At 68.1% G+C, this 16,044-nt stretch carries 15 protein-coding genes; 12 read left to right on the top strand and 3 right to left on the bottom strand.

Going from position 1 to position 16,044, the window contains the following annotated elements; translation table 11 throughout:
• Positions 1–283: 283 nt before the first annotated feature.
• The 8 genes from AO398_RS13480 to AO398_RS13445 all read left to right on the top strand — a co-directional run bounded on the left by AO398_RS13480 (position 284) and on the right by AO398_RS13445 (position 8,924).
• Positions 284–1,600, top strand: a complete 1,317-nt coding sequence (locus AO398_RS13480; RefSeq protein ID WP_058192631.1) for an O-antigen ligase family protein — start codon at positions 284–286, stop codon at positions 1,598–1,600.
• A gap of 309 nt (positions 1,601–1,909) precedes the next feature.
• Complete coding sequence (locus tag AO398_RS13475; RefSeq protein ID WP_244498767.1) at positions 1,910–2,725, top strand: glycosyltransferase family 25 protein; 816 nt, start codon at positions 1,910–1,912, stop codon at positions 2,723–2,725.
• Positions 2,726–3,276: 551 nt separating this feature from the next.
• Entirely contained in the window at positions 3,277–4,959 is a 1,683-nt protein-coding gene (locus tag AO398_RS13470; RefSeq protein WP_058192629.1) for a hypothetical protein, read from the top strand.
• A complete protein-coding gene (locus tag AO398_RS13465; protein ID WP_058192628.1) occupies positions 4,956–5,339 on the top strand; it encodes a DCC1-like thiol-disulfide oxidoreductase family protein in 384 nt (127 codons plus the stop codon). Before AO398_RS13470 ends, AO398_RS13465 begins: the two co-directional genes overlap by 4 nt.
• A gap of 184 nt (positions 5,340–5,523) precedes the next feature.
• Positions 5,524–6,285 carry a 5-oxoprolinase subunit PxpA gene (locus AO398_RS13460; protein ID WP_082643271.1) on the top strand — a complete coding sequence of 254 codons (762 nt, stop codon included), beginning with the start codon at positions 5,524–5,526 and terminating at the stop codon, positions 6,283–6,285.
• Entirely contained in the window at positions 6,282–7,019 is a 738-nt protein-coding gene (locus AO398_RS13455; protein WP_058192626.1) for an allophanate hydrolase subunit 1, read from the top strand. Before AO398_RS13460 ends, AO398_RS13455 begins: the two co-directional genes overlap by 4 nt.
• Complete coding sequence (locus tag AO398_RS13450; protein ID WP_058192625.1) at positions 7,016–8,032, top strand: biotin-dependent carboxyltransferase family protein; 1,017 nt, start codon at positions 7,016–7,018, stop codon at positions 8,030–8,032. Before AO398_RS13455 ends, AO398_RS13450 begins: the two co-directional genes overlap by 4 nt.
• A gap of 103 nt (positions 8,033–8,135) precedes the next feature.
• Positions 8,136–8,924, top strand: a complete 789-nt coding sequence (locus AO398_RS13445; RefSeq protein WP_058192624.1) for an aldolase — start codon at positions 8,136–8,138, stop codon at positions 8,922–8,924.
• On the opposite strand, the gene AO398_RS13440 is transcribed toward AO398_RS13445, so the two are convergent.
• On the bottom strand, positions 8,925–10,208 hold the full coding sequence (locus AO398_RS13440; protein WP_244498766.1) for a lytic murein transglycosylase: 1,284 nt from the start codon (positions 10,206–10,208) through the stop codon (positions 8,925–8,927).
• A 199-nt stretch (positions 10,209–10,407) separates the two neighbouring features.
• Between AO398_RS13440 and AO398_RS13435 the strand changes: the two genes are divergently transcribed.
• From AO398_RS13435 to AO398_RS13425, 3 genes are all read left to right on the top strand, one after another.
• Positions 10,408–10,905, top strand: coding sequence for an SRPBCC family protein (locus AO398_RS13435; protein WP_244498765.1), 498 nt, complete (start codon positions 10,408–10,410; stop codon positions 10,903–10,905).
• A 139-nt stretch (positions 10,906–11,044) separates the two neighbouring features.
• Positions 11,045–12,457 carry a pyruvate kinase gene (pyk, locus tag AO398_RS13430; RefSeq protein ID WP_058192623.1) on the top strand — a complete coding sequence of 471 codons (1,413 nt, stop codon included), beginning with the start codon at positions 11,045–11,047 and terminating at the stop codon, positions 12,455–12,457.
• 84 nt (positions 12,458–12,541) lie between these two features.
• Positions 12,542–12,670, top strand: a complete 129-nt coding sequence (locus AO398_RS13425; protein WP_007561257.1) for a hypothetical protein — start codon at positions 12,542–12,544, stop codon at positions 12,668–12,670.
• A gap of 51 nt (positions 12,671–12,721) precedes the next feature.
• On the opposite strand, the gene AO398_RS13420 is transcribed toward AO398_RS13425, so the two are convergent.
• Positions 12,722–13,909: a patatin-like phospholipase family protein gene (locus AO398_RS13420; RefSeq protein ID WP_058192622.1), complete on the bottom strand. Its 1,188-nt coding sequence runs from the start codon at positions 13,907–13,909 to the stop codon at positions 12,722–12,724.
• Between the two features lie 430 nt (positions 13,910–14,339).
• Here AO398_RS13420 and AO398_RS13415 point away from each other — a divergent pair, with 430 nt between their 5' ends.
• Positions 14,340–14,870, top strand: coding sequence for a GcrA family cell cycle regulator (locus AO398_RS13415; RefSeq protein WP_082643270.1), 531 nt, complete (start codon positions 14,340–14,342; stop codon positions 14,868–14,870).
• Positions 14,871–14,880: 10 nt separating this feature from the next.
• On the opposite strand, the gene AO398_RS13410 is transcribed toward AO398_RS13415, so the two are convergent.
• The gene (locus AO398_RS13410) at positions 14,881–15,843 is read right to left on the bottom strand and encodes a TAXI family TRAP transporter solute-binding subunit (RefSeq protein WP_058192620.1); all 963 of its coding nucleotides are present in this window, start codon (positions 15,841–15,843) and stop codon (positions 14,881–14,883) included.
• Positions 15,844–16,044 lie beyond the last annotated feature (201 nt).

Below are 16,044 nucleotides of genomic sequence, written 5' to 3'. Positions count from 1 at the left end.
GTGTCGCGCTCGCGGGTTAGGGCGACCGCGTGGCCCTACGGTCGGCGTGCCATCGGTATCGCAGTGTCGACGCGCTGCCCAATTGCGGCCTGGAACTGGCCGATCCCCCCGGCCTACCTCGTTTGGCGGAATCGGACGGGCGGCGGCTCGGGTCTGTGGTCACGTCCGGACGGCAGTTTTGCCAGCCTCGCGGCGATCGGGATGAGCAGGCAGAGCCTGGCTCGAGACTTCGCTGACTGGGATCTGGCAAAGCCGGCGTTGGGGAAGTCTGGGACGGGGTGCGATGGCGGTGCGTCGAGATCTGGCAGCCTTCGGACCCAGGGATCCCGAGCTGGCCTGGCTTCAGCCCGGCGGCGAGGGTTCGGTCGCCGGCTGGCCGCTTGGTCGTTCCGGCGTTCGTCGATACCGCACCATCGCGCTACCGCGACTCGGGCTGTCCGCGATCCCCTGGATCCTGCTGATCATGCTGGCGCCGGTGAGTGGCGAGCAGGTGAAGCTGCCCGGACTCGAAAAGCTGGTCTGGCTCGGAGCCGATCTGGCCGCCCTCGCTTTCCTGGTCCTGCGGCGCGATCTCGGCAGCACGCTGTTCGGAAGCCGGCCGATCATCCTGCTCTGGCCGGCCCTCGCGATCCTGTCGGCAACCTGGTCTCTGACCCCCGGCATCTCGGTTTATCACGGCGTCCAGCTGCTCGCCACGATCGTGGCCGGAATCGCCCTGCGGGCCACGATGGGACTGTCGGGTATCGTCCGGATCGTCTTCCTGGGGCTCCTGGGCGGACAAATCCTGTCGGTCGTGTTGGGCGTGGCCGCGCCTGGACTGACCCGCGGACTCAGCGGGGAATGGTCGGGGGTCTATTCACATAAGAACGTGCTTGGGGGTCTGATGAGCCTCCAGCTTCTCTGTGCCGCCTGCCTCTTCCTTCAGGGCTGGCAGCGGGCCCTGACGGGGGCGGCCTTCCTGGGAGCGCTGGCGCTCCTCGCCTCCTCACATTCCGCCACGGCCCTGGTGGCCGGAGCCCTGGGGCTCGCGCCGCTCAGCGTGATCATTGCGTGGCGCCAGGGCAACCTGGTCACGGGCGTCTGCTTGGGTTTCGCGATCTCGCTTGCCGGGATCGGCATCCTGGTCGCCGCGACCTACGGTGCAGACCTGTCGGCCCGTCTCCTCTCCGATCTCGGCAAGGACACGACGCTGACCGGCCGCACGATCCTCTGGCAGTTCGGTATCGATCAGTTCTGGCGGGAACCCGTCATCGGCATCGGCTACAAGGCCTATTGGGAAAGCCCGATTACGACCGCGCCGTACCTGCACTTCACCACCCAGCAGAAGCTCTGGTTCTTTCACAACAACTTCATCGACGTCGCGGTCGCGTTCGGAATCCTCGGCCTCATCGTCTTCACGGGCGTGATGCTGGATACGGCCCGCCGGGTGGTCCAGCATTTCGCGCGCGCACCGGGCTACATCGAGGCTTGGCCGATCCTGTTCCTGACCCAGACCAGCCTCCTCGTCGGCTTCGAATGCCCGCTCTTCGTGAATCATGGGCTGCATCAGCTCCTGCTGGCAGCGAGCCTGCCGCTTCTCCGGCCGCGGCAGACCGGCTGACGGACGATCGGGGTGGGCGCAGGATTGCGGGCGCATCGCCGGGGACGACAATCGCCACGACGCTCGAATCGGAAAGAAAATCGTAACCGCTGAAGCGCCACGGACGGCTTACCAGTATCGTTTCACGTCCGGCCAGCGAAAAGATCTTTCTATGTCAAACCAATTATATTTATCGATTGAATTAGAAACAAAAGCTCCAATAAAAATCTCGTTCTACACCGTCGGCAACTTAGGTTCCGTGATTTCGGCACCCGCATGCCGAGAGGCGCAGGGCTCGCAATTTGGACGTACGGCAACTACTGAATTCGGATGCGCAAATTAATCGTAAAACTCTCGCTTTTTGCGCAATATCGGGCAGCAAAGGTCCGTACCATGTGCTGCATTGCAATATCCATCCCGCGGTTCCGTGAGAGACATGCCTATATTACACGGCATCTCCACACGATCTGGGGGCCTGATTTCGAGATCATCGGCATCGACGGCACGGTGGCGGGTCGGGACGCATCGCCCGGGTCCGATCTGAGCGCCGGACAGGTCGGCTGCGCGCTGTCACACTTGGCCGCCTACGAGGCCGTGGTCGCCCGCAATCTGCCCTGGGCGCTGATCGTCGAAGACGACGCGGTGCTGCCGCCCGATATTCACGACATTCTCATCCGGGTCGAGGCGACGCTGCGCCGAGGCGACGTGGTCCTGCTCTACAATCGTCCGCAGTATCGCGCCGCCTTCAGTACCGTGAACGCCGACTCGATTGGCGATTACCGGTTGTGTCTGCCCATGAGCATGGGCGGTCTCGGCACGACGGCCGCTTACGTGATCACCCGGCAGGCGGCGGAAGGCATCCTGAAGGCGAACCGGCCGGTGGTGGCCGCCGCTGACAACTGGGGATATTTTTACGAGCGCAGGGCTTTCACGCGGGCACGGGTGATGTCGCCGAACCCGGTCTCGCTCAAGCCGTTCGAATCCACGATCTTTCCGTCCGGATCGAAGATCGGCAGTGTCATGAAAGGGAGCCGTCTGCTCCAACCCCTGCTTGCGGCCAGACGCAGGTTCCTGACCGCACGCATGACGGGGAATACGGTGCTGGTGGACGAAGTCTCGCCCTACGCGAACCTATCGCCGCAATAACCGAGACCCAGAAGAGCTAGGCATTCGTTGATGTAATGACGCGACGTCCACACGTCCTTCGACGCGATCATCTTCGATCGATCAGTCCAACCTTCCCCGAACGCCGGCCGAGACCCTTCGCGTCAAGACAGGGACAGCATCGCAAAGTCGCTTCCGGTATCGTGCGCTACAGATCCGTATCTCAGTTCGCAAACGCTGCACGCGTTCGGGATTTGGAGCTTTGCACCTGCAAACTCCGCGGAGCCCATTCGTCGAGTGCGGGTGACTGAAGACTGGGCTTTTTCCGTGCCGAGGCGGAGGCCGTTCCATCCGGCGAGCTTCTGGCGTGCCACGCTGTGAGCCTGCACGTAACCCCAAACCGCAACCGAAAGGCGTAGCCGGGTTCCGTCGTCTTTGACCATGGACCGGGATCGAACCGTGACAGTTTGGCTGTCGAAGCGCGGAGGAATCGAGGTCGCACCGGCGGTCCCGTTGAAACGACGCATCCAGAGCCACCCGGCCGCCGAGCTGCCGCTGCGCCCGCCACGATCCTGAGGCAGCGAAGACTGACGATGATCCGCTCGTTCTCAACCACCGGTCCGAACGCGACCTTCTCGCTCCGGGGATCCTGGCTGGCTGGCCCGATCGCCTTCGCGGCGGCGCGGCCGTATCTCATCGTGCTGGCGCAGACCATCGCTCTGCTGATGGTGATCAAGCTGTTCCGGGTCGTCGAAGAGCGGAACAACGTCTACGGCATCGTTCCGCCGCTGCTGCTCGCCGCCGCGATGGTGCGACGGACCTATGCGCCGTTCGACAAAGCCGCGGTCCGGCTGCTGCAGCTGATCGGCGTGATCTCGGGGGCTTATGCCCTCGTCCACTACCCGCTCTTCCCGGTCGTCGAGCACGGCTTCAAGGTGATGGTGACGCTGTGGGCCATCGTCGTCCTGTGGGTCGCAGCCGTCGCCTCCGGGATCCTGTGCCTGCGCTGGCCGTCGCTCGGCGTCGTGGGGGCGGCCTATCTGGTCTGGAGCAAGCATGCCGTCATGCGGGTGACGGGGCTCTGGCACGGGCACATCATCGATGTCCTGCCGCTCGCCGAGGTCGGCGCCTGCCTGCTGGCCGGCCTCGCCGTCCTTGCGCTGACCGAGCGCCTGAGCGCCCGGCCAAGCGTAAATTGTTCCACGAAGGACGACATGGCAACGGCTTGCGCGCTGTTCGCCAAAATCCTGATCGCCGCGGCGATTAGCATCCATCTGGGAAACTACTACTCGTCCTTCCTGGCCAAGGTGACGTTGGATGCCGGCCCGACCTCCTGGCTCATGGGCAACGACCCCGGAAAGCTCTTCAGTGTCGGCCTCGACAACAATCACGTCTTCTACGCGGGTTCATCCTGGCTGGTGGATGGCATGCGGGCGATCCTGAGCCATGCCGGGCCGGTGACGAATGCACTGATCCTGCTGGGACAGGGGGCGGCACTGGCGGGCATCCTGATGCCGCGGCGCTGGCTCGTGGTCCTGCTGCTCGGCTTCGACGCGATGCATCTGTCCATCGTGGTCGTCATGGGGGCGAATTTCGCCCCGTGGATCCTGCTGAACCTGGCGATCGGCGCCGTGGTGGTGAGCCGGCACTATCAGAAGCCGCCGCTCCTCATCGGGCTGTTCTCGGTGCTGTTCATCCTGACCGACAACAGCTTCATGACCCAGGCCCGGCTCGGCTGGTACGACACCGCGGCCAACAACAAGATGTACGTCCTGGCGGTCGATAAGGACGGCGGCCGACACTACGTCCCGACGAACTTCTTCACCTTCTACTCGTATCCCTTCGCCCACATGGCCTACGGCTCGCCGGATGCCGAGACCGCCTTCGCCCTCGACAACCCGAACGGCGGCACGCAGGTCTACCGCAAGGTGCTGGCCTCGCTGACCTGCGACGTGCCGGTTTTGACGGCCCGGGACGGCGCCGGGCAGGATCTCGCCAAGAACGAGATCAACCGGCCCGCGGTCGATGCCTATATCCGTGGCTATCACCGGCTGGTCAGCCGGATCGTCGACACGCTGGGGGCGTTTCCCCACGCCTTCTACCCGCATCACTTCTTCGTTCCGCTCCAGCACGGGGCGAGCTTCGACGGCGTGCCTCTGCACGACATCGTCGCCTACATCTACCGGCGTGAATCCGTCTGCCTCAGCCTGCAGGACGGTGTGCCAGTCCGGCGGCTGGTCTCGGAAGCCGAGCATCGGATCGATCTGAAGCCATGACCGACCCCGCCCTCACCGTCGTCTACGACGGCGAATGCCCGTTCTGCAGCAACTACGTCCGCCTGATGGCCCTGCGCCGGTCGGTCGGCAGCGTGGTGCTCGTCGATGCCCGCGCGGGCGGCCCAATCGTCGCGGAGCTCGCCCGACGGGGCTATGACCTCAACAACGGCATGGTCGTGCGGCACGGACAGACCCTGTATTACGGCCCGGATGCCCTGGTCCTGCTCTCGACCCTCAGCGAGGATCGGGGCGTTGTCGGACGAACCCTCGCCCGGCTGCTGCGCGACCCGTCCCGCGCCCGCCTGCTCTATCCGGTGATGAAGCTCGGCCGGCGCGCGACCCTCGCCCTGCTGGGCCGCAAGCTCATCGCGCAGGCGTAACCCGGGCCCACGATCCGAAAAAGACCCATCCGGCATCGACCTTGCTCCCGATCTCATGTCCACCCCGCCATCGCCATGGCGCTCTCGACTTCTGACCGTCGCGGGTGTGGAAGGAGCAGATCCGGTCGCGATGCGCGCCGCCTGCTCTGTCGGGCCGTTGCGCAGCAGGAAGGAGACGAGCCCGTTGGCCAGCGTGGACCTGAACTCCGATCTCGGCGAGGGCTACGGCGCCTATGCCTGCGGCGACGATGCAGCGATCCTCGGCATCGTCACCTCCGCCAACGTCGCCTGCGGCCTGCATGCGGGCGATCCCGAGATCATGGCCAGCACCTTCGCCTTGGCGAAGGAACGCGGCGTGGCGGTGGGCGCTCATCCGGGTTTTCCGGATCTCTGGGGCTTCGGACGGCGGCGCATGCCGTTCACGCCGCCCGAGATCGAGCGACTGGTGGCCTATCAGATCGGCGCCGCCCAAGCGCTCGCCGCCTATGCCGGCCACCGGATCACCTATGTGAAAGCCCACGGCGCGCTTGCCAACCTCGCCGCCGAAGATCGCGCGGTCGCCGATGCCATCGCGAAGGCCGTCCGGGCGGTCGACCGCGACCTGGCGCTGCTCGCCATCGCGCTCACCGCGCAGGTGGCGGCCGGCGAGGCCTGCGGCCTGGAGGTCCACCAGGAGATCTTCGCCGATCGCGGCTACACCGAAGTTGGCCTGCTGATCCCGCGCAACCAGCCCGGCGCCCTGATCACCGAGGCCGATGCGGCCGCAGAACGCGTGCTGCGCATGGTCGAGGGCGGTGCGATCCTCACCGCCGAGGGCAAGGCGCTGCCGACCCCGATCCGCTCGATCTGCGTCCACGGCGATTCCGCCCACGCGGTCGCCACGGCTCGGGCGGTAAGGACCCGGTTCGAGGGCGCCGGCGTGACGCTGGCGCCGTTCCGGCCATGAGCGGGAGTGAGGACAAGCCCCGGCTCCTCGATTCCGGTGAGGCGGCCCTGGTGGTGGAGTTCGGCAGCGTCGTCGATCCGGCGATCAGCGACCGGGTCCTGGCCCTCGACGATGCCCTCGGCGCCGATCCGCCCGAGGGTCTGCGCGAGCGCGTTCCGACCTACCGCTCCCTGATGCTCCATTACGATCCGCTGGTGCTCGACCGGGAGGCGCTGGCGGAGCGGGTCCGGGCGTTGGTCGCGGGCGCCGTGGCGCGCGCCGGGACGCCGACCCTCTGGACCCTGCCCTGCTGCTACGACCAGCCTCACGGCGAAGACATCGCCCAGGTCGCCGAGCGCACCGGCCTGTCGCACGACGCCGTGGTGGCGACCCATGCCGGGGCGACCTACCGGGTCTACATGTACGGCTTCGCCCCGGGCTTCGCCTATCTCGGTGGCCTGCCCAAGACCCTGGCGGTGCCGCGGCGCGCGAGCCCCCGGCCGCCGCATCCGCGCAACGCCGTGGTGATCGGCGGCGGCCTCGCCGCGGTGGCGACGGTGCCGATGCCGACCGGGTGGTACGTGATCGGCGCGACCCCGGCCCGGCTCTACGCCCCGGAGCGCGACGAGAGCTTTTTTATCAGCGCCGGCGACCTGATCCGCTTCGAGCCGGTGGATTGCGCGACCTTCGATGCCCTCGACGCCCGCGAGGCGGCCGGCGAGCGCGTGGCCCGGCGCGAAGAGGCCGTCCCATGACCGCCCTGGTCGCGGAGGCCGCCGGCCCTGGCATCACCCTGCAGGATGGCGGGCGGCACGGCTACCTGCGCTACGGCATCACCGCCGCGGGCCCGATGGACCCGTTGATGCACGCCACCGCCAACCGGGCGGCGGGCAATCCCTTCGACGCCACCGCCATCGAGGTCTCCACCGGCGGCCTCACGGTCACGGCCGAGGGCGGCCCGCTCGGGATCGCGATGGTCTCGCGCAGCTTCCGGATCGACCTCGACGGCGTAGCCCTGCCCGACGCAGTGGCGTTGACCCTGGAGCCCGGCCGGACACTGACGGTCCGCGCGGGCCCCACCGGCGCCTGGGGCTATCTGGCCGTGCAGGGCCGCATCGACGTGGCGCCGGTGCTCGGATCGACGGCGACCCACACCCGGTCCGGCCTCGGGGGTCTCGACGGGCGCGGGCTCGCCGCCGGTGATCGCCTCCCGGTGGCCGAAGCCCGCCCCGGCGAGGTCTCGCCCCACCGGCTGATCGCACCCTGGCTTGATCGGGACCCGAAAGAAGTCCGGGTCGTTCTGGGCCCGCAGGGCGATTATTTCGCCCCCGACCAGATCCACGCCTTCCTGGCCGGCCCCTGGACGGTCTCGCCCCGCGGCGACCGGATGGCCTGCTTCCTGGACGGGACGCCGCTCAAGCACGCCAAGGGCCATGACATCGTCTCCGACGGTGTGGCGATGGGCGCGATCCAGGTGCCCGGCAATGGTCTTCCGATCATCCTGATGGCCGATCGGCAATCCACGGGCGGCTACCCGAAGATCGCCACCGTGATCGGTCCGGATCTCGGGCGGCTCGCCCAGGCGCAGGGGGGCACCCAGCTGTCGTTCCGGAGCGTCAGCGTGGCCGAGGCGGTGGCGGCGCGCCGGGCCGAGCGTGATGCGCTGCGGGATCCGGTGCCGCGCGATCCCGTGGTACGCACGAATTTCGCATCGGATTTCCTGCTCGGGCTCAATCTTGTCGACGGCGTCACCGATGGGCGCAGCTGAGAGCGTACGTCCAGGGGTGGTCCGCCCCGCCGCGCGACCGCGTAAGATGCCGGGCCACCCGATTCCGGTGGCCGAGATTCGAACCGAGAGAAAGCCTTCCTGCATGGCGCACGCCGTCACCGCTTCGGGCACGCCGCCCCTGCGCAGCAACGAGCCCCTGAATGCGGACAGCGTCCGACGCGCCCGCGTCGACCTGGCCGCCTGCCTGCGCTGGGCCGCGCGCAATGGCCTCGAAGAAGGCATCTGCAACCACTTCTCGGCGGTGCTGCCGGACCGGCCGGACCTGTTCCTGGTCAATCCCTATGGCTTGGCCTTCGCCGAGGTGACCGCATCGAGCCTGCTCCTGTGCGACTTCCACGGCAACGTCGTCGAGGGCGACGGCCAGCCGGAGGCGACGGCGTTCCACATCCATGCCGAACTGCACCGACTGAAGCCGAACGCCCGGGCCGCGTTCCACACCCACATGCCCTACGCCACGGCTCTCGCCATGCTCGAAGGGCAGCCGCTGCTCTGGGCCGGGCAGATCGCCCTGCGCTTCTACGGCCGCATCGCCGTGGACGAGGATTACAACGGGCTGGCGCTGGATTCCCGCGAGGGCGAGCGGATCGCCCGGAGCGCCGGCGACGCCGACGTGGTCTTCTTGAAGAACCACGGCGTGATGGTTCTGGGCGAGACCATCGCAGAGGCCTGGGACGACCTCTACTACCTGGAGCGCGCCGCGCAGGCCCAGGTGCTCGCCATGAGCACGGGGCGCGCCCTGAAGGTCGTGCCCGAGGAGATCGTCAAACACGTCGCCGCTCAGGAGGCCGCCGGACGTGCAGAAAGCGCGCGGCTGCATCTGGAAAGCGTCAAGCGCGTGCTCGCGAGGGACGAGCCGGCCTTCCTGGCCTGATCAGGGCGCCGCCCGGATCCGCTCCAGCAGAGCGGGATCGGCATAGCCGTCAGCGGGTAGCCCCTGCGAACCCTGATAGGCGCGCAGGGCCGCCCGGGTCTTCGGGCCGATCTTCCCGTCGACGTCGCCGGTGGCGTAGCCGCGCTCGGTCAGCCGGCTCTGGAGATCGCGGCGCTCGTCCCCGGTGAGGGCGCGGTCGCCCCGCGGCCAGTCGCGCGACAGACCCGGATCGCCGCGCAGGCGGTCCGAGAGCAGCGCCACCGTCAGCGCGTAGGCGAGCGCCGTGTTGTAGCGCAGGATCACCGCGAAGTTCGGTCGGAGCAGGAAGGCGGGGCCGCGGATTCCCGCCGGAAGGATCAGGGTCGCCTGCGCAGACTCATCCGCGATCGCACGGTCATGGGCGGGCTTCACGCCGAGGTCCCGCCAAGCCGCGAGACTGCGCGGTGTCGTCTCGTCGGCGAGTGCGGCGTCGAACGTCTCCGGCAGCACGACCTCGTGGCCCCAGCCTTCGCCGGACCGCCAGCCATGGGCACGCAGGTAATTCGCCGTCGAGGCGAGCGCGTCGGTAGCGGAGGTCCAGATGTCCCGCTTGCCGTCGCCGTCGAAATCCACCGCGTGCTGCTGGTAGACGGTGGGCATGAACTGGGTATGGCCCATAGCGCCGGCCCAGGAGCCGGTCAGGCCGCCGGGCATCTTGTCGAGGGGCGCCTCGTCGCGGGCGAGGATCTGCAGGGCGGCGGTCAACTCGTCGCGCCAGTAGGCCGCCCGGGTGGGATCACCGCAGCTCAAGGTCGCGAGCGAGCGCACCACCGGCTTCACCACCGATAGGTTGTCGAGCACGGTGCCGTAGGTGGATTCGACGCCCCAGAAGGCGACCAGGGTGTAGCGATCGACGCCGTACTTTGTCTCGATCGCGGCGAGCGGCGTCGCGAGTTCGGCGAGCTTGCGCTGTCCCGCCTCGATCCGGGCCGGCGTGACGCTGGCCTCGATATAGTCCCAGATCGGCCAGACGAACTCGCCCTGGTTCCGGGTCGCAGCCAGCACGTCCGGGTCGGGCTCCAGGGCCCCCAGTTGCGCCTGCGCGACGGCCTGCGGCACGTCGTGCGCGGCCGCCCAGGCGATCAGATCGGTGCGGCAGGTCTCGAAGGAGGGAGGAGCCGTGTCGGTCGCCGCCACAGCCAGCGCCGGAGCCAGTGCCAAGGCCGCGATCCCGAGTCCGAGGGCGTAAAACACCGTATGCCTGCCGTACCGCGATGAGGAAGCCGACATGATGCGATCGTCCATCGGCGTCTCAGGCTCAGAGTTTGACATGCGATTTCCGGTCGAAGCGCGCCGCATCGTTATTGTGAGCGGCCGAGCGATCGACCCGGCCGTCTTACCGGTCGAGCCCGGCGGTTTCCAGGGATCGGCCGCGGGGACCCGGATGGGTTTCCTCCAACAGGCGCCCTATTTCCATCCCGCGACATCTCGCGGAGGCCCCATCGTGAAGCGATCCGCCCGTGCCGCGCTCGGCATCGCAGCCTTGTTCATCGCCGGTCCGGCTTGTGCCCTGGAAGTCACCCGCAGCCAGGACATCCCGGCGCCCCCCGCCGCGGTCTGGGCGCTGATCGGCGATTTCTGCGCCATCGGGCTGTGGCACCCACTGGTCGAGCGCTGCATCCTGTCGCGCGAGGACGACGATGACGGCATCCGGGCGCAGATCCGGGGTCTCGTGGCGAAGGGCGGTCTCGGCACCATCGTCGAGGTCGAGACCGCCCGCGACGAGGCGGCCATGAGCTACAGCTACAGCTTCGTTCAGGGCCCGCTGCCGGTACGCGCCTATAACGCCACGCTGGCGGTCCGCCCGAACGGTACGGGCTCCACGGTGGTCTGGACCGCGACCTTCGACGCCGAGGGCATGAGCGACACCGAGGCCCTCAAGGACATCACGGGCGTCTACGATATGGGCCTCGCCGGCATCGCCCGTGAGGTCGCCAAGTAAGCGGCAGGGTCGGACGACGCAGGGCACGCGTCCCGCAGAAAAAGCTCGCTTCGGGTTCCATCCTTACCAATGTGGGGGGCGTCCGCGGGCTCGATCGGCCTGCTGATTCCCGGAGGTCCTGTTCATGGCAGAGTCTCGCATGCGCCGTCATCGCCACGCCAAGATCGTTGCCACGGTCGGTCCCGCAAGCTCAGCGCCCGATCAACTGCATGCCCTGTTCCTCGCCGGGGTCGACACCTTCCGGCTGAACTTCAGCCACGGGGTGCAGGAGGACCACGCCAAGGTCCACGCGGCGATCCGCGTCCTGGAGCGGGAGGTCGGCCGGCCGATCGGTATCCTGCAGGATCTGCAGGGTCCGAAGATCCGGATCGGCACGCTGCAGGGCGGGCGCCTGGATCTCGTGGCCGGGGAGACGATCCGCTTCGTGCTGGAGGGGTCCGAGGGCGACAAGCAGGCGATCCCGCTGCACCACCCGGAGATCTTCGCCGCGGTGGTGCCGGGTCAGGAGCTCCTGATCGACGACGGGCGGGTGCGGGTGCGGGTCGTCGGGCCCGAGCGCGCCGCCTTCACCGCCGAGGTCGTAACCGGCGGCCCGATCTTGAACCGCAAGGGCGTGAACCTGCCGGGCACGCTGCTCGACCTGTCGCCTTTGACCGAGAAGGACCGGGCCGACCTCGCCTTCGGGCTGGAGCTCGGCGTCGATTGGGTCGCCCTGTCCTTCGTCCAAAAGCCGTCTGACCTGATCGAGGCGCGCGGGCTCATCGGCGACCGGGCCGGCATCATGTCGAAGATCGAGAAGCCGCAGGCGCTGGAGCGGATCGACGATATCATCCGGCTTTCGGATGCCGTGATGGTCGCCCGCGGCGATCTCGGTGTGGAGATCCCGCACGAGGACGTGCCCGGCCGGCAGAAGGAGCTGATCCGCGCGTGCCGGCTCGCCGTCAAGCCGGTGATCGTCGCAACGCAGATGCTGGACTCGATGGTCAACGCGCCGGCGCCGACGCGAGCGGAGGCATCCGACGTCGCCACCGCGATCTATGACGGCGCCGATGCCGTCATGCTGTCGGCGGAATCGGCCACCGGGAAATATCCGGTCGAGGCGGTATCGATGATGGACCGGATCATCCGCAGCGTGGAGAGCCACAAGCTCTATCACTCGATCGTCGCGGCCTCCGAGCCCGGCGAGGAGGAGACGCCGCCCCACGCGGTCGCCACCGCCACCGCCGATCTGGCCGAGGCCGTCCACGCTGCCGCGATCGTCACCTATACGTCCAGCGGGACGACGGCTGCCCGGGTGGCGCGCAAGCGCCCCGGCGCGTCGATCTTGGCTCTGACCCCGAGCCTCGCCACCTCCCGACGCCTATGCCTGCTCTGGGGTGCCCACAGCGTGCACACCGATGATGTCGATTCCTATGAGGAAATGACGGCCAAGGCCTGTCACCATGCGCAGGACGAAGGCTTCGCCAAGCTCAACGACATCATCGTCGTCACCGCCGGCATCCCGTTCCACGCCGCGGGGAACACCAACAATATCCGGCTGATGCAGGTCTGATGCTGAAACCGGGGGAACGCCCCCGTCGCGTCGTCCGTTGATGGGCAAGCTGCGCCGTTTTGGCGCAAATGCGCGGAGAGTCCCATGAGCCTGATCGGACGCATCGTCACCAAGCTTCTCGGCAACGAGAACCGCCCCATCGACCGCGACGACCGGAATGCCAGCACCGCGACGCCGATCGGCCGCCTGGTCACCAAGATCCTTGGCAAGTAACTGACCCGAGCGCCGCGCCCCCGTCCGGGGCGCGGCGCATATCCGACGCCTTCAATTCGCGACGGCGTTCGCCGTCTGCTTGAGCGTCGGCGATGCCGGCACAGTGTGCTGCCAGAAGGTGCCCGTTCGCCCCTTTTCCAGACCTTCCTGGTAAAGGGCCCGCATATACCCCGTATCGAAGCCCTTGGAGGCGGAGGCCTTCGGGCCGTTCTCATCGATATAGGTCAGGTTGAAGCCCATCCCGTTCGAGCGCGCGAGCGCGTAGGTGGCCGACAGCGTTGCGCGCGAGCGGGCGCGGCTTGCGGTCGTGAACGAGCGCTCGACGATCGACAGGGTATTGTCCTTCGTCACCTCGAAATCCGGTTCCAGCCGGCCGTTGATCACCACGTAGATGTTGGCCTTGCCGCCCGTGCGGATCTTTCCGTCGCGCAGCAGCAGCGTCTGCGGGAGGGTGAAGACGGGGGTGACCACCGAGCCGTCCACATGCATCTCCTGGAAGCGTGTGTCGGCGGCCGCCACGTCGATCATCTGCGGGGGGAACACCGCCGGAATGCTGGCTGAAGCAGCCAGCACGTCGCGGAACAGATCGAGGGCGTTCGGCGCGCCGCTCGACGCGATGACGCCCATGTTCCAGATCACGGCGCGCTGCGAATCGAGGTTGGTCGTCACCACCATGAGGCGACGGCCCTTGGCGTGCTCCTCCGCGATGGCGGTAAGCAGTTCCGGGGTGACGTAGCGGCCGATCAGGTTGCGCAGGCGCCCGTCCCCGAACAGGCCGGAGCCGAACAGGACGTTGGCGATATTGGGCGAGTTGACCAGCTCGCCGGCGACGCCGCTGGTGTAGAACTCGGTGAGGTACGGATCGTAGGCCGGGCCCAGGAAGGCGAAGGGCGCGATCAGTGCGCCGGTCGACACGCCCGAGACGAGGGTGAATTCCGGGCGGGTGCCGGACGCCGTCCAGCCATTCAGCACGCCGGCCCCGTAGGCGCCATCGCCGCCACCGCCCGACAAAGCCAGATAGTTGAAGCCGGCCGAGCGGCGCTGCGGATTGCCGGCGAGTTCCGCGATCGTGTCGACCGACGCGTCGGCGTAGACCCGCGCCCCGGGCATCGCGGGCACGCTGGCGAAGGCCGCCTGCTCGGCGGTGTAGGCGGTGCGCGGGACGCTGCCACAGGCCGCAACCTGACCGGCCAGCCCCAGCGCGACCAGCGCGCGCAGCCCCCCCTGACGGTACCCCATCGTCCTCACCCTGGATAACAGCAACGCCCACCCCTTTTGCCACACGAAAGCAGCTTGGCCGTGACCGCGTTCCGGCGATGGGGGGCATTCGGTGCGATTGCGTCGGCCTGTGACGCAGGCGACACGGCCGGCAGGATGTGCGGTGCCCGCGGAGCCGTCAGTAACCACCTTCCCAGGCGAACCGCCCATTGCCGGTGGACAGGGTCGGTCACGGTCCGGGAGCCGCCCTTGCAAGCGTCGCGAGCGGCGCGCTAGGGTCCTGCCGTGGCCTGGCGAGACAGGGTGTCGCACGCGGTGCGGCATCCAACGCGCATGGGTGACGCGCACGGGTGCGGTCCGCACCGGCAATACGGCCGGGAGGGGCTTCAGCGACCTGGAACGCGCACCGTCACCCGGTAAAGCGCGCGGGCCGCAGGGGCGGAGGGGGATTATGGAAGCGGGCCTGAGCTGGACGGATGATCGCGTGGCGCTCCTGCGCCGGCTGTGGGAAGACGGGCAGAGCGCAAGCAAGATCGCCGCGCAACTCGGCGGCGTGACGCGCAATGCGGTGATCGGCAAGGTGCATCGTCTCGGCCTGGGCGGTCGCGCCCGGGGTGGCGAGGAGGCTCCGGTCGCACCCCAGGCAACCAAGGTCGTCGAGATCGAGACCGCCATCGCGGTGGTCGAGACCCAGGCGCCCGAGCCGGTAGCGATCCTGTCGCATCGCCCCGCGCCCGTCTTTCCGACGCCCGCCCCGGCGGCTTCAGAGCCCGTGGCGCTGTCGGTCTCGCAGCGCGTTACAATCATGGACCTGCGGGAATCCATGTGCCGCTGGCCGCTCGGTGATCCGACCACGCCAGAATTCCGGTTCTGCGGTGACCGTTCGATCACCGGGCTGCCCTACTGCACCCACCATGCCGAGATCGCCTATCAGCCGGCCGCGGAGCGCAAGCGCGACCGCCGCGTCGCCTCGTTCCGCTAGGCATTCGGCATCAGCGTACCGGAGTACCGGTCTCGCCGAGGTAGCGCAGCGTACCGGGATTGATCTGCGTCGCCGGAACGAGTCCCGAAAGGTTCTCAGGCCGGCTATCGGCACCCTGCGGATGGCGCATAGCCATGTCGGCCCGAGCCAGGGCGCGGACGAGCCGATAGGCCACGTCGGACTCGAAGCCCGGCCGCGCGAGAACGAGACTCCAGGAACCCACGGTCTCGATTTCCGCGGATTGACCAAGGAAGCTGCCGGGCGGCACGGTCAGGCGCTGAAGGGCGCCTCCCGCCTGCGCGAGCCGCGCGATGCCGGCCTCTGACGGACCGAAGAACCGTGCGCCGCCCGGCGCCTGCGCCATCGCGAAGAAGCCCGGCCAGGCAAGGCCGCCGCCCCAGAGCGCATCGGCGCGGCCATCCAGCACCATGGATGGCCCATCCCCGGCCCTGTCGAGCAGGACCGGGCGGATGTCCCGCTCGGGATCGAGCCCCGAGGCTTTGAGTGCGCTGCGGCTCATCAGGGTAAGGCCGGAATTGTGCGTTCCCAGCACCACCGGCCGCCCGCGCAAGTCTTCCACGGTGCGGATCGGGCTTGCCGCGGGGACGGCGAACAGGCCGGGCGTCGGATACATCGGCGTCAAGACTGTCAGACCGCCCGCGTCGGCCAGGGCCGGGTAGGCGTACTCCCCCTGGACGAGTGCGAGATCAACGCGGCCGGCCCGCAGAAGCCTGACATTCTCCGCCGAGCCGCCGCTGGCCTGGGTCTCGACGGCGAGATCAGGATCCACCGCCCGGATCGCCGCCGCGAAGGCATCCCCGAAAGCCGGGAAGCCGCCGCCAGGGGTCGCAGTGGCGAGGGTGATACGCGTCGGTCCCGCGGCATGGGCGGACCGAGCGCAGACGAGGCTGAGGGCGGCCAGCAAAGCGGCGCGGCGAGTCGGACCGGCGGCACCGAATGGACGGCGTTTCATCGAAGAGCCCTCGTCGGTGATCAGGCACCAGCTACACACCTCCACCGGGCGCGAGAACGATATTCCACAAAACAGCGTCGTGTCAGTCACCTTATTCCACATCGGGCAATATTCCCGTCGGCGTGTAAAAAGAACTTTCGTACAGGACACTTAGCCCGATTGCCTGGGCTTCGGCGACGCGATATCGCAGCCTCTCGTCCG

It is taken from the genome of Methylobacterium sp. GXS13 (genome assembly GCF_001455965.1).
Classification (GTDB): domain Bacteria; phylum Pseudomonadota; class Alphaproteobacteria; order Rhizobiales; family Beijerinckiaceae; genus Methylobacterium.
This window is presented reverse-complemented; position numbering and strand designations above follow the sequence as displayed.

What these genes read in the sequence shown, in the direction of transcription:
- AO398_RS13480 (WP_058192631.1), top strand. Translation starts at nt 284, where the DNA reads ATGGCGGTGCGTCGAGATCTGGCAGCCTTCGGACCCAGGGATCCCGAG.
- AO398_RS13475 (WP_244498767.1), top strand. Translation starts at nt 1,910, where the DNA reads ATGCGCAAATTAATCGTAAAACTCTCGCTTTTTGCGCAATATCGGGCA.
- AO398_RS13470 (WP_058192629.1), top strand. Translation starts at nt 3,277, where the DNA reads ATGATCCGCTCGTTCTCAACCACCGGTCCGAACGCGACCTTCTCGCTC.
- AO398_RS13465 (WP_058192628.1), top strand. Translation starts at nt 4,956, where the DNA reads ATGACCGACCCCGCCCTCACCGTCGTCTACGACGGCGAATGCCCGTTC.
- AO398_RS13455 (WP_058192626.1), top strand. Translation starts at nt 6,282, where the DNA reads ATGAGCGGGAGTGAGGACAAGCCCCGGCTCCTCGATTCCGGTGAGGCG.
- AO398_RS13450 (WP_058192625.1), top strand. Translation starts at nt 7,016, where the DNA reads ATGACCGCCCTGGTCGCGGAGGCCGCCGGCCCTGGCATCACCCTGCAG.
- AO398_RS13445 (WP_058192624.1), top strand. Translation starts at nt 8,136, where the DNA reads ATGGCGCACGCCGTCACCGCTTCGGGCACGCCGCCCCTGCGCAGCAAC.
- AO398_RS13440 (WP_244498766.1), bottom strand. Translation starts at nt 10,208, where the DNA reads ATGGACGATCGCATCATGTCGGCTTCCTCATCGCGGTACGGCAGGCAT.
- pyk (WP_058192623.1), top strand. Translation starts at nt 11,045, where the DNA reads ATGCGCCGTCATCGCCACGCCAAGATCGTTGCCACGGTCGGTCCCGCA.
- AO398_RS13425 (WP_007561257.1), top strand. Translation starts at nt 12,542, where the DNA reads ATGAGCCTGATCGGACGCATCGTCACCAAGCTTCTCGGCAACGAGAAC.
- AO398_RS13420 (WP_058192622.1), bottom strand. Translation starts at nt 13,909, where the DNA reads ATGGGGTACCGTCAGGGGGGGCTGCGCGCGCTGGTCGCGCTGGGGCTG.
- AO398_RS13415 (WP_082643270.1), top strand. Translation starts at nt 14,340, where the DNA reads ATGGAAGCGGGCCTGAGCTGGACGGATGATCGCGTGGCGCTCCTGCGC.
- AO398_RS13410 (WP_058192620.1), bottom strand. Translation starts at nt 15,843, where the DNA reads ATGAAACGCCGTCCATTCGGTGCCGCCGGTCCGACTCGCCGCGCCGCT.